The organism is Neoroseomonas marina (assembly GCF_012927745.1).
In the GTDB taxonomy this organism is placed as follows: Bacteria; Pseudomonadota; Alphaproteobacteria; order Acetobacterales; family Acetobacteraceae; genus Neoroseomonas; species Neoroseomonas marina.
Genome location: NZ_JABBKX010000010.1, coordinates 52333 through 65086, shown reverse-complemented (window position 1 = coordinate 65086; position 12754 = coordinate 52333). Strand labels below are relative to the sequence as shown.

The window sequence follows — 12754 nt, the reverse complement described above, 5'->3', positions numbered from 1 at the left end:
AATCTAGCCGCCCGGCCGTGCGGTGCGAAGGCCGAGGCCGTCAGCGCGGCCCCGGCAGGCGCAGGAAGGCCAGGCTGCAGATCACCAGCGCCGCGGCGAAGACCAGCAGCGCCGCCCCGACGCCGCCCCACGCGGCCGCCGCACCCGAAGCCGCCTGGAGCACAGCCGCCCCCCCGAAGAAGGAGACGTTCATCGCCGACAACGCCCGCCCCACCCGTTCGGGCGGCACCGCCGCGCGCACCAGGGCGAAGCAGATGACCTGCAGCGAGATCATCAGGCCGAAGGCGACGAGCAGCACCGCGTCGGCCATGACCGGCCAACCCAGCGACCCGCCGGCGACCATCAGCGCGACCATCAGCGCCGCGCCCAGATGGCCGCCCACCAGAAGCGCGCGGCGATGGGCCTGGAAGCGCCGTTCGAGGATGCCCGCGATCGCCGGCCCGGCGATCAGGGCGAGGGTGCACATCAGCAGGATGTTGCCCGCCGGCACGCGCGCCAGGTGCTTCACCTCCATCAGCCAGGGCCCGCCCCACAATCCGCGCACGCCGAGCACGGCGGCGAAGGAGGCGAAGGCGATCACCACCGGGCCGCGGATGTCGCGCGACAGGCCGAGCCGGATGACGTCCCGCGCATCCTCGGCGACGCTGCGGCGCGCCTGGACAGGCGCACGTGCTTCCCGCACCAGGACGAACACCGCCGTCGCCGCACCCACCGCGAGCAACGCGCAGGCGACATATCCCGCCCTCCAGCCCGAGGCCTCCACGAGCAGGGCGAGCGGGCTCGCCGACAGCAGCATCCCGGTATTGCCGAAGGCCTGGATCACCCCACCCCACAGGCCGAACTTCTGCGGCGGCAGGTTCTTCGCCGCATAGGTGACGGGGCACATCAGCATCCCCGAACACCCGATGCCGAGCACCACCTGCGCCAGCAGCATCGACCACGGCCCCGTCGCCACCGCGCCGAACAGCGACCCGACCGCTGCGATGGCCAGCAGGGCGAGTGCCGTCGGCTTCACGCCATAGCGGTCGAGCGCCACGCCCACCGGCAGCATCGCGAGCGCGAAGGCCGCCGGAAAGGCGCCGGTCAGCGCCGCGAGGCCATCCGCCGTGACGCCGAGATCCCGCTGCAGCACGTCCGCCGCCATCGCCGGCAGCGTGCGCACCGCGTTGGAGAAGACATGCCCCAGCGCCAGGGCGAGGATCGCCAGTCCCAGCGCGTTCACGCCGCGGCCACCGCCTCGATCTCGATCAGCCAGGCCTCGTCGAAGATGGCCGGCAGGATCACGGTCAGCGCGACGCGCCGTCCGCCGAGGATCTCGCTGCGGATGGCGCGGTTCTCGACGGCATCCTCGCGCCGGGCGAGGAAGGTCGTCACCTTCACGAGGTTGTCGAGGCCCATCCCGGCGGCGCGCAGCTGCGCCTCGAGATTGGCCCAGGCCTGGCGGCATTGTCCCGCGAAGTCGTCCGGCCGGCTGCCATCGGCGAACAGCGGCACCTGACCCGAGACGAACAGGAGCCGCGCCGGTGCGACGACCTCCACCGCCTGGGCGTAGCCGCCCTGCGCCGCCGGTGCCTCCGGCGCGTCGTGCGCGATCAGCCGCATCGCCGTCAGTTCCTGAACATCTTCCCCGGATTCAGGATACCACGCGGATCGAGGCTCGTCTTCACGCTGCGCATCACGGCCAGCGCTTCGACGCCATGCTCCTGTTCGAGGAACTCGCGCTTGCCGAGGCCGACACCATGCTCGCCGGAGCAGGTGCCGCCGAGCGAGAGGCCCTCGGCGACGATCGCGCGGTCGAGCGCCCAGGCGCGCTCGAGCCCCTGCGGATCGTCCTCGGGGAACAGGATCAGGCAGTGGAAATTGCCGTCGCCGACATGACCCACGATGCAGGAGGTGAGGCCGCTCTCGCGCGACTTCGCCTTGGCGCCGAGCACCGCTTCCGCCAGGCGCGAGATCGGCACGCAGACATCCGTGGTGATGCCGCGATGGCCCGGCTTGAGGTTCACCGCCGCCCAATAGGCATCGTGCCGCGCCTGCCACAGCCGGTTGCGGCTTTCGGCATCCGTCGCCCAGGCGAAGCCCGAAGCACCGAAATCGGCCGCGATCGCCTCGACCGATTCCGCCTGTTCCTTCACGCCGGCATCGGTGCCGTGGAACTCGAGGAAAAGCGTCGGCAGCGCCTCGAAGCCTTCCAGCTTCGAGTACTTGATGCAGGCCTCCATCTGGTCCTCGTCGAGCAGTTCGATCCGCGCGACGGGGATGCCGGACTGCATGACGGTGATGACGGTCTCGACCGCGGCGGCGAGAGACGGGAACTGGCAGACGGCGGCGGAGATCGCCTCGGGGATGCCGTGCAGGCGCAGCCGCACCTTGGTGATGACGCCGAGCGTGCCTTCCGAGCCGATGAAGAGTCGCGTCAGGTCGTAGCCGTTCGACGCCTTGCGCACGCGCCCGCCGGTCTGGATGACGCGCCCATCGGCCAGCACGACTTCCAGCCCCAGCACGTTCTCGCGGATCGTGCCGTAGCGCACCGCGTTGGTGCCGGAGGCGCGAGTCGCGCACATGCCCCCGATCGAGGCGTGGCTGCCGGGATCGACCGGGAAGAACAGGCCCTTGTCGCGCAGGAAGGCGTTGAGCTCCTGCCGCGTCACGCCCGGTTCGATGAGGCAGTCCATGTCCTCCTCGTTCACCTCGAGCACCGCCTTCATGCGGGAAAGGTCGAGCGAGATGCCCGCGCGGACAGGGTTCACATGCCCTTCGAGCGAGGTGCCGGCGCCGAAGGGCGTCACCGCCACGCCGTGCTGGTGGCACAGCGCGAGGAGGCGGCTGACCTCCTCCGTCGTCTCCACGAAGGCGACGGCATCGGGCATCGTCGGCGGCGTGGTGTCCTCGCCGCGGCTGTGCTGTTCGCGGATGGCGCGGTTGACGCTGATGCGATCGCCGAGGAAGCCGCGCGCGGCGGCAATGACGGTATCGGCTTCGGTGGTGGTGGTCATGGTCACTCCTCCCGCTTGAGCGGGCAGGTCAGGCAATGGGGTCCGCCGCCGCCGGCGGTGAACAACGAGAGGTCGGGGTCGAGGACGGACAGGCCCTCCGCGCGCAGCGCCGCGTTCAGCCCGGCCGAACCGCGCGCCGATACCACGCGCCCGCCACCCAGGGCGAGGATGTTGCACCCGAGCGCCATGGCGTCGCGGTACGGCACGTCGATGCAGCGGATGCCGTGGCCCTTCAGCCAGGCGATGAAGTCGGGATCGAGGACGTCGAGGCACGCCACGGCCAGGCCCGGCGTCGCCATGCAGAACAGCACGTCGAGATGGAGGAAATGCTCGTCGAAGGGCTCGACGCGCACCTCCCAGCCTTCGGCGCGCAGCCAGCCGGCGAACTGCTCCGCGCCCGCGAGGTCGGTGCGCCCGCCCGAGGCACCGACCACCGCGACACCCGGCTTCATGACGTGGATGTCGCCGCCCTCGAGCGTGCCGGCGCTCGACTTGCGCCAGAACCGCGCTGCGTGGAAGTCGATGATGCCCGCATATTCCCCGCGCCGCTGCGGACGCTCGAGCTGGCACAGCACCGGCCCCCAGGGCGTCACCACCGCTGAATCGCGCGTGTAGACCATGTAGGGCAGATGCGGTTCGGGCGGCAGCACATGGACCTGCGCGCCGCCCTGCCGCAAGGCGTGCACCAGTTCCTTGTGTTGCGCCGCAAGCGCCATCGCCGAGGGCTGCTGCGCGCCCGCCAGCGTGCGCCGCACGATCGTGTTGGTGGGGATCCAGCGGTAGTGATCGGGCGGGCAGACGAGCACGTCGGTCAGCGCGCCGGTTTCCGAGGAGACGGTCCAGTCGGCCATGGCGCGCACCCTGCCTGCGGCATGCCTGCCCGTCCAGGGGCGCGTTTGACGCATCTGGGGTCGCGTCCTAGCGTCCCTGCCATAGCAGCCCGACAAGAGAGGAAGCGGCGCAATGGCGAACAAGGTCAAGGAAGCGTGGAAGGCCGGCAAGGCCGTGGTGAACGGGTGGCTGGCCATCCCCAACGCCTTCAGCGCCGAGATGTACAGCAAGGCGGGCTGGGATTCCGTCACCGTCGACATGCAGCACGGCGTGCAGGACTACCTGTCCTGCGTGGCCTGCTTCCAGGGCATCCAGCTCTCGCCCGCCACGCCTATGGTGCGCGTGCCGTGGAACGAGCCGGGCATCGTGGGCAAGGTGCTCGACGCCGGCGCGATGGGCGTGATCTGCCCGATGGTGAACACCGCCGCCGAGGCCCGCGCCCTGGTGCAGTACAGCAAGTACCCGCCGGCCGGCACGCGGTCCAACGGTCCGATCCGCGCCGGCGCCTACGGTTCCTCGGGCAACTACCAGAAGACCGCGAATGACGAGATCCTCGTCATCCCGATGATCGAGACCAAGACGGCGATCGAGAACATCCGCGAGATCCTCGACGTGCCGGGCATCGACGGCATCTATGTCGGGCCGTCCGACCTCTCCTTCTCCTACGGCAAGGAGCCGAAGCTCGACGTCGAGGACCCCGAGATCCTCGCGATCTACGACATGCTGCTCGCCGAAACGGGCAAGCGCGGCATCGCGGCCGGCCTGCACAACGGCTCGCCGGCCTATGCCAACAAGATGATCCAGAAGGGCTTCAAGCTCGTCACGATCGCCAACGAGGTCGGGCTGATGGTCCAGGCCGCGACGGCGGCGGTGAAGGTGGCGCGGGGCTGATGCCGGACGGCGCGGGCGCGGGTCTGCCCACCCGCGCCGACTTCCGCTTCTTCCGCCCGCACCAGGTCCGCTACGTCGAGCTCGACACCCAGGGCATCGTCTTCAACGCCCACTACCTGACCTGGTACGACGAGGCGGTGTCGGACTACATCCGCGCCGCCGGCTGGAGCTACCAGGCCGAGGTGAAGGCCTCGGGCGCCGATTTCCACGTCGTCCGCGGCCTGGTCGAGTACAAGGTCGCAATCGGCCGCGCCGCGCGCATCGAGATCGCGGCGCGCACGACGCGCATCGGGCGGTCCTCCATCACCTTCCTGCCCGCGGTCTTCCCGCAGGGCGAGGACACGCTGCTCGCCACCGGGGAGATCGTCTGGGTGCTCACCGACCAGGCGAGCCGCCGTCCGATCCCCATTCCGGACCGCCTGCGCGCCATGCTCGGCGCCTATGAAGGGCGCGACTTCGGCACGTCACGCTGAGGCTGCCATGGACACGGATTACCTCGTCATCGGCGCCGGTTCAGCGGGCTGCGTCGTCGCCGCGCGCCTGTCCGAGACCGGCGCGCGCGTTACGCTGCTCGAAGCCGGGCCCAAGGACCGCCATCCCTGGATCCACATCCCCGCGGGGATGCTGAAGCTGCTGCAGAACCAGTCGCTGATGAACTGGGGCTATGTCGCGGAACCGCAGCCCGGCGTGAACGACCGCGAGATCCGCTGGCCGCGGGGGCGCACGCTCGGCGGCACCTCCTCGATCAACGGCATGTTGTACGTCCGCGGCAATCCGGCGGATTTCGACATCTGGGCGCAGATGGGCTGCCGCGGCTGGTCCTTTGACGAGGTCCTGCCCTTCTTCCGCAAGTCCGAGACCTACCGCAACGGCGGCGATCCGGAGTTCCGTGGCACCGACGGCCCGCTGCAGGTGGAGGACTACCGCACCATCCTGCCGCTGACGCATCGATTCATCGAGGCCGCGCAGCAGGCCGGCCATCCCTTCCGGAAGGACCTCAACGGCGAGGAGCAGGAAGGTGTGGGTTATTCCCAGATGACGCGCGTCGGCCGCTGGCGCGGGTCGACGGCGCGCACCTATCTGCGCGGCGCCGGCGACCGCGTCCGCGTGGAGACCGAGGCCCAGGTCAGCCGCCTGGTGTTCGATGGCCGCCGCTGCATCGGCGCCGAGTTCCGCCAGGGCGGCGCCATCCGGCGCATCACGGTCACGCGCGAAGTGATCCTGTGCGGCGGCGCGGTGAATTCCCCGCATGTGCTGCAGATGTCGGGCATCGGGCCGGCGGAGCACCTGCGTTCCCTCGGCATCGAGGTGCTGGCCGACATGCCGGCGGTCGGCGCCAACCTGCAGGACCACTACGTCTCCCGCGTGCAGCACCGCGTGAAGGACGGCCTCAGCACCAATCAGCTCGCGCGCGGCATCCGGCTGGCGGGCGAGGTCGCGCGCTTCTTCCTGCGCGGCAACGGCGCGCTGACCTTCGGCGTCACCACCGCGCAGGTCTTCGCGCGGTCACGCGAAGGCCTCGCCAGCCCCGACCTGCAGTTGCTGTTCACGCCGGCCTCCTACGCGCTCGGCCAGTTCGGCGTGCTCGAGAAGGAACCGGGCATGACCTGCGCCATCTGCCCGGTGAAGCCGGACAGCCGCGGCACGGTCATGGCGCGCTCGGCCGATCCCTTCGAGAAGCCTGCGATCCGGCCGAACTACCTTTCGGCGCGGTCGGACCAGGCGCTGCTCGCTGCCGGCATCCGCATGGTGCGGGAGATCTTCGCGCAGCCCGCCATCGCGCAGCACAGCGTGCAGGAAATCCTGCCCGGCCCCGGCGTGGCCTCGGACGACGAGATCCTCGCCTTCAACCGGCAATACGGCACGACGATCTACCACCCCGTCGGCACCTGCCGCATGGGCGAAGGGCCGGACGCCGTGGTGGACAGCCGGCTCCGCGTGCACGGCTTCGCCGGGCTGCGGGTGATCGACGCCTCGGTCATGCCGACGCTGACGACCGGGAACACCAACGCGCCGACCATCATGATCGGCGAGAAGGGCGCGGCGATGATCCGGGAGGACGCGGCGGCCTGAAGGTCCTCGAGCGCGCGGCGGCCCCCCGGGCCCGTTCGGTCAATCCGCGGTCGTATCCGTCGTCGCACGCGCCACCCGCTGCACGGCGATCGGCCTGGCGACCGTTCCGCGGCGGGGCGGCGCTCGCGGGGAGGTGCTCGAAGCATTGCCGGTCGAGCGATGTCCGGCATTTCGGCCCGCCAAGGCCTTCACGGGCGAGGGACTGCGTCTCGACCGGCGGGGCGCGCGATGCGGCCTGCGCCGGCCACGATCGAGGATGGGGACCGCCATGCTTTCGTGATGGCCGGCTCCTGGTCTGCGTGCCCGGCGCGCCGATGCCGGGTGCGGTCTACATCGTCACGTCAGGCCAGGTCGTTCTGCGGGACGTACCGCTGTCGCCCTTCCTGCAGGCGACCTCGTCATGCGGATTGGGACTCAAGGCGGCGGTGCGGAGGCCCCGTCCGCCAACGATGCGGCGTCCCCCAACGCTTCGGGCTCTGGCCGGGCACTCGGCGCTCGCGGACGCGATCGTTCGACGAAGGGCGGCGCCAGGATCGCCGCCGACAGCCATCGGGCGCGTCCAAGTCTGACCGGCCGGGATTGTCCTCCGACAACCCGCGGCCTTCGGGGCCCGCCCCGCAGGGCCATGCGACGTTTCGCGCAGCCGCTGCACGTCACCTCGTTAGCGGGCAGGTGCATTGGCCCAGGCGGCATCCAGCTCCGCCCTAAGTGCCTGCGGTCGCGGCAATAGAAGCCCCCCGCGCATCGGCTCGAGAAGCCCGTCTCGCTGCAGGCCGGCCAGGGTCCGTGTCACAACCTCCCGGCGCGTGCCGATCATCGCGGCGAGCTCATGGTGCGGCCGCGGCGGCGAGACGATCAGGCCCGAGTCCTCCCGAGGCCGCGCCAGTCGCAAGAGCAGCGCGATCAACCGCGGCCGGGTCGCCAGAACGCTGAGCTCGAAGATCCTCTTGTCCTTCTCGCGCACCAGCGCGGCGAGGGTCTTCATCAGGTGCAGGGTCGCGTCCCTCGTCGAGAGCGCGAACTCCAGGAATGGGCCCGCCGCGATCACGCAGAGCTGGGTCTTGGTAACGGCCACGATCCCGGCGGAGCGCTTCGCGCCATCGATCGCCGCGATCTCGCCGAACAGGGCGCCGGGACCGATCTCGTTCAGGATGATCTCATGCCCGCCGATGCTGCGCGTGGCGACCCGCAGCGTCCCCTGGACGACGAAATAGACGTCCGGCGCATCGTCGCCAGCCTCGATCACCGTCTGGCCGGCCTCGCAACTGCGCCAGCGCGCCTGCGCCGAGAGCGGCGCCACGGCCTGCGGCGTGAACGGTCGGAAAAACGGCAGGCTCAGAAGGTCGGGCATAGCCATCGGACTCGATGACGGAGTCTGTCGGCACCCCTGCCCGGACGCAACCCGGACTGTGCCGTTTGGCACCACGCGACCGGTGCGGGACGGCCATCGTCGGCGCACCGCAAGCATGGCCGAGGCCTCTTGATGGTCCGAAATGGCATCGCCGCCGCGTCAGTCAGGATCCGAGGGACCTCGTCCACGGAGACCCCCGCCTTCGCAGCGGCCGGCGCAGCACCGTGCGGCGAGGTTCCACCGGCAGATCGACCGATGGCTCGCTCGCCTCGTGACGGCGCGCCTGCCCTCGGAGCATCAGCCCACGCCGGCCTCCATCACGTGATTCCGCCCACCGCCCGAGCAGGAGGATGACCATGCGTAGGACCCTGATTGCCACCGCACTCCTCGCCGGCCTCTCCGGGCCCGCCGTGGCCGACGAATACGCCACCTATCTCTCGCTGTTCGTGACGCCTGCCGGCGCATCGAGCGCGACCGGCTGCCAAACGACGGCACTGCTGAATCTGCCCGCGAGCTGGCAGGCGGGTGACGCCGTCGTCGTCCTTCTGACCACCGAGCCGGAGTACAGCCAGCAGCGCGACTCCCTGATCGCGGAGATCCTCGCCGAGCAGGCCGGCGTGCTGGAGGTCCCGTCCGCCTCGCCTGCCGCATGCCACCAGGGCGGTGCCGATGCCCTTGGGTCCGCGGCCCAGGCCGCATCTCTCGATCTCCTGTACGGCGGGCTTCTCGCTGCCCGGCAGCAAGGCGCCGGCGGGCTCGTCGTCGCCATCGGCCACGGGCGAGAGGGCCGGTTGGCGCTGGCGGCGGCGGACGAAGCGGAGGCCTCTGCCAGGCTCGGCTCCCATGGCCCCCGCTTTGCCGCCGCCCTCGCGCTCGGCGACGAAAGACCGAGGCTCCGCCTCGGCGCCGCGGTGGCTGCGCCGGAGCGAGCCGAAGCGCGGCTCGGCCTCCTGTGCGACGCACTTGGCCGCAGCAACACGGCGGACGGGCTGGCCTGCGCCACGGAGCTCAGAACGGGCCTGGCGTCGGTCCGAGTGGCACTGCAACGTTGACCACAGGGGGCCACAATCGGGACCGATCCGGGCCGCGGTTGCCGGCCGGGTCATTCCCCCCGGCGGCCGAGCGCCCTGGAGGCCGCGGCGAGCTCGGGGCGGGCTTCATCCGCCCCTGAGGCGACGGCCAGCAGGAGCCGGTAGCGGGCCGCCGCCACCTCAGGCCGCCCGTTCGCCTCGGCCGCCGCCGCCGCGCCGGCCAGCGACCTGAAGCGGTTCGGGTTGACGCGAAGGACCGCCTCGAAGGCGGCCTCGGCCTCGGCATTCCGCCCCAGGGCGAGCAGGGCCTCACCGAGCAGTTCGCGTGCCGGAGCGAGCGGACCGGGCTCGACGACGCTCTTCAACAACGCGTCCTCTACCTCCGCCGCAGCCTGCAGGTCGCGGAGGCCGGTCGCGGCGTCGCCGGTCGTGATGGCCGCCAGGGCCGCCACCGCGGCACGCTGGACGCCGACCTCTGCCGCCCAGGCCGCCTGCCCTGACCTCCGCAGGCCGGCTTCGAGCGCGGCCAGGGCCGTGATCTCGGCCTCGGCGCGCTGGCCGCTGCGAACCAAACCGATCCCGCGGGCGAAGTGGGTGATGGCGAGGACTTGCGGGAAACCGCTCTCCACCGGCGCCAACGCCGCGGCGCCCGCCCAGTCGCCGGTCTCCAACGCCAGGCGCGCCGGCATCGCCGCCACGGCGAAAGGGCCCGCGAGATGGTCGGAATTCCGGTTCGCCGCGGCCTCCGCCGCCTCGTTCCAGGCGGCGCGCGCCGCACCGCCACGGCCCGATTGCAGCAAGGCATAGACGAGGTAGTCGCGCGCATGCAGCTCGTCGTTCGCCTCGCCGGCCGCGCGGGCGAGGGCCGCGGAACGCTGGTTCGCCGCAATCGAGGAGGGCCAGTCGCCCAGCCTGGTGAAGATGTGCGACGGCATGTGCACCGCATGCGGCGAGGCCGCGGCGACCGTCGCGTAGCGCCTGGCCGCCGGCAACCCACGGCCCGCCAGCGCGGGCGTATCATAGGCGTGGATGAGGTAGTGCATCGCGCCCGGATGCTCGGGCTGACGTGCCCAGATCGGCTCGAGGATCGCAGCCGCCTGGCGCTGGGCGGCGTCCACGGGGTCGTCCGACGGCGCCGCCATCAGCAATGCGAGCGCGTAGAAGATCTGCGCCTCGTCGTTGTCGGGCGCCGCGGCGGCGATCTGCTCCATCGCCCCGGCGAAGCCGCCGAGCCGGTCCGGCCAGCCGGGTGGCCCTGGCCGGACCAGCTGAGCCAGCGCGTCGATCCAGCCGTTCCAGGGCGGCGGCGGAGGGGGTCCTTCACGCAGCAGCGCGGCCGCGCGCGCGACCTCCTCCGGCGACGGCACGCCGAAGAGGTTGTCGAGGGTCGCCAGCGCCATGCCCCAGCGGGCCATCGCACACGACGAATCGGCGGCGAGCGCCGCGGCGAAGTGCTCGCGCGCCGCCGCGTGGTCGAAGGAATGCTGGCGCACCAATCCCTGGTCGAAGGCCGCCTGCGCCGCAGCGCTGCATTGAACCGCCATATGCGCGCGGCCGAGCGCGGCGCCGTGGTCGCCATGCTGGCCAGCCGCCAGGGCGGGCGCCAGCAGAATGCCGGCTGCGACAACCGCCTGCCACGGCGCGCTCGTCTTCCTGGTCATGACGGCTCCCTCACGCGCCCCTATAGTGGCCAAAGTCCCGGATTGCCCGCCGCTGCGATGGCGGATCGATTGTCCAAGCGCCTTGATGCGATCTCACGAGATTATGATAATCCCATTCTGGCGCATGATGGCTGTCAAATGAACGAGCGGCGCAGCGCGACGATCCTGGCCGCGGATGTCGCGGGCTACACCGCGATGATGCAGTCCGACGAGGAGCGCGCCTTCGAGCGCGTCTCGGCGCTCATCGAACACATCTCCCGCACGATCTCCGGCCTGGGCGGCCGCGTCGTCAGCATTGCCGGCGACGGCCTGATCTCGTGCTTCGAGACCGCTCCGGCGGCGCTGCGGGCGGCCCGGCAGTTCCAGGACGACCTCGCCGCGGCCGGTGCGGCCGAGCCGGAAGACCAGCGGCTGCTGTGCCGGGTCGGGATCAATTCCGGCGACGTGGTGATGCGGGGGGAGAAGGTCTTCGGCAGCGTGGTGAACGTCGCCGCCCGGCTGCAGAACATCGCGCAGCCTGGCGGCATCATCGTCTCCGGCCCCGTGCACGAGGCGGTCCGCGGCGCCGTGGACTGCGGCTTCGAGGATCTCGGCGCGCTGGACGTGCGGGGGGTCGCGGAACGGGTGCGCTGCTTCCGCGTGCTGACCGCCGAGGTCGCCGGCCAGCGTGCCTTCCCGCCGCTGCCGGACAAGCCGTCGATCGCCGTGCTGCCGTTTGCCAACATGAGCACGGACCCCGACCAGGAATTCCTCGCGGATGGCGTGGCGGAGGACATCATCAACACGCTGTCGCGGATCCGTTCCCTCTTCGTGATCGCGCGCGGGTCGTCCTTCACCTATCGCAACCGCGACGTGCCGGTCAGTCAGATCGGACGGGAGCTCGGCGTGCGCTATGCGCTCGATGGCACCGTGCGGAGGGCCGGCGACCGGATCCGCATCGCCAGCCACCTGGTGGAGGCCGACACGGGCATCCAGATCTGGGCCGGCCAGTTCGAGGGCGAGGTTGCCGACATCTTCGCGCTGCAGGACCGTGTCACCGAGGGCGTGGCCGCGGTGATCGAGCCGCGCGTGCTGTTCGCCGAGGTCGAACGCGTCGCGCGGCGGCCGCCCGAGAGCATCCAGGCCTACGACCTGTTCCTGCGCGCCACCGGCCATTTCTACCGCATGACGCGCGACGACATCGAGAAGGCGAAGGAACTGACCGACCGCGCGCTGCGCCTCGACCCGGACAGCGCGCGCAACCTGGCCCTTGGGGGGCGTTGCCGCCTGCACCGCAAGGTGCAGGGCTGGGTTCCACCGAATCATCCCTCGATCGCCGAAGGCGCGCGGATGGGCCGTCGCGCGGCGGAACTCGCGATGGACGATTCCGAAGTGCTGTGGATGGCCGGGATCGTGGTCGCCCTGGCGGGCGGCGACGTGACGGGCGGCATCGCGCTCATCGACCGGGCATTGCAGATCAATCCGAACTCGGCCGACGCGCTGACCTACAGCGGCATGGCGCGGGCCTATCTCGGGGAGAGCGACGTCGCGCTCGCGCATCTCGAGCGCGCGCATCGTCTCAGTCCGCTCGATGCCCAGACCTACAACAAGTTCCTCGCCGCCGCCTTCGCCAGCTTCACGGCCGCCCGCTACGAGGATAGCCTCGGATGGACGGACCGCACGCTGAAGGAGAAGGCCGACTACGTCCCGGCCTGGCGCATGCGCGCCGCATGCTTTGGCCTGCTCGGCCGCCTCGACGAAGGGCGGGAGGCGGTGCTGCGCCTGCTGGCCTTCAGCCCGCAGGAAACGCAGGCGAGCATCCGCGCCTACTACAGCGTGTCGATCAAGAAGCCGGCGGCCGTCGATGCCCTTGTCGAGGGGCTCCGGCGGGCCGGGATGCCGTCGGGCGAAGAGGCCGACCCCGGCACCGGCTGACCGGTA

General features: G+C 71.1%; 11 protein-coding genes. 5 read left to right on the top strand and 6 right to left on the bottom strand.

Annotation, left to right across the window (positions count from 1 at the left end; genetic code table 11):
• Nucleotides 1-40 precede the first annotated feature (40 nt).
• The 4 genes from GWK16_RS21610 to GWK16_RS21595 are packed head-to-tail and all read right to left on the bottom strand — an operon-like array spanning nucleotide 41 to nucleotide 3847.
• Nucleotides 41-1222, bottom strand: a complete 1182-nt coding sequence (locus GWK16_RS21610) for an MFS transporter (protein WP_338144535.1) — start codon at nucleotides 1220-1222, stop codon at nucleotides 41-43.
• The gene (locus GWK16_RS21605) at nucleotides 1219-1602 is read right to left on the bottom strand and encodes a RidA family protein (protein WP_170056054.1); all 384 of its coding nucleotides are present in this window, start codon (nucleotides 1600-1602) and stop codon (nucleotides 1219-1221) included. The genes GWK16_RS21610 and GWK16_RS21605 overlap by 4 nt, the downstream gene beginning before the upstream one ends.
• A gap of 5 nt (nucleotides 1603-1607) precedes the next feature.
• The gene (locus GWK16_RS21600; RefSeq protein WP_170056053.1) at nucleotides 1608-2996 is read right to left on the bottom strand and encodes an FAD-binding oxidoreductase; all 1389 of its coding nucleotides are present in this window, start codon (nucleotides 2994-2996) and stop codon (nucleotides 1608-1610) included.
• 2 nt (nucleotides 2997-2998) lie between these two features.
• Complete coding sequence (locus GWK16_RS21595; RefSeq protein WP_170056052.1) at nucleotides 2999-3847, bottom strand: dimethylarginine dimethylaminohydrolase family protein; 849 nt, start codon at nucleotides 3845-3847, stop codon at nucleotides 2999-3001.
• A 112-nt stretch (nucleotides 3848-3959) separates the two neighbouring features.
• Between GWK16_RS21595 and GWK16_RS21590 the strand changes: the two genes are divergently transcribed.
• The 3 genes from GWK16_RS21590 to GWK16_RS21580 are packed head-to-tail and all read left to right on the top strand — an operon-like array spanning nucleotide 3960 to nucleotide 6791.
• A complete protein-coding gene (locus GWK16_RS21590; protein ID WP_170056051.1) occupies nucleotides 3960-4718 on the top strand; it encodes an HpcH/HpaI aldolase family protein in 759 nt (252 codons plus the stop codon).
• Entirely contained in the window at nucleotides 4718-5191 is a 474-nt protein-coding gene (locus tag GWK16_RS21585; protein ID WP_170056050.1) for an acyl-CoA thioesterase, read from the top strand. Before GWK16_RS21590 ends, GWK16_RS21585 begins: the two co-directional genes overlap by 1 nt.
• 7 nt (nucleotides 5192-5198) lie before the next feature.
• Entirely contained in the window at nucleotides 5199-6791 is a 1593-nt protein-coding gene (locus tag GWK16_RS21580; protein WP_170056049.1) for a GMC family oxidoreductase, read from the top strand.
• A 661-nt stretch (nucleotides 6792-7452) separates the two neighbouring features.
• Here GWK16_RS21580 and GWK16_RS21575 read toward each other — a convergent pair.
• Nucleotides 7453-8259, bottom strand: coding sequence for a Crp/Fnr family transcriptional regulator (locus GWK16_RS21575; RefSeq protein WP_170056048.1), 807 nt, complete (start codon nucleotides 8257-8259; stop codon nucleotides 7453-7455).
• 239 nt (nucleotides 8260-8498) lie between these two features.
• Here GWK16_RS21575 and GWK16_RS21570 point away from each other — a divergent pair, with 239 nt between their 5' ends.
• Entirely contained in the window at nucleotides 8499-9194 is a 696-nt protein-coding gene (locus GWK16_RS21570) for a hypothetical protein (protein ID WP_170056047.1), read from the top strand.
• Nucleotides 9195-9244: 50 nt separating this feature from the next.
• On the opposite strand, the gene GWK16_RS21565 is transcribed toward GWK16_RS21570, so the two are convergent.
• Nucleotides 9245-10834 (bottom strand): hypothetical protein, encoded by a 1590-nt coding sequence (locus GWK16_RS21565; RefSeq protein WP_170056046.1) that lies wholly within the window; start codon nucleotides 10832-10834, stop codon nucleotides 9245-9247.
• A 138-nt stretch (nucleotides 10835-10972) separates the two neighbouring features.
• Here GWK16_RS21565 and GWK16_RS21560 point away from each other — a divergent pair, with 138 nt between their 5' ends.
• Nucleotides 10973-12748: an adenylate/guanylate cyclase domain-containing protein gene (locus GWK16_RS21560; RefSeq protein ID WP_170056045.1), complete on the top strand. Its 1776-nt coding sequence runs from the start codon at nucleotides 10973-10975 to the stop codon at nucleotides 12746-12748.
• Nucleotides 12749-12754: the final 6 nt, after the last annotated feature.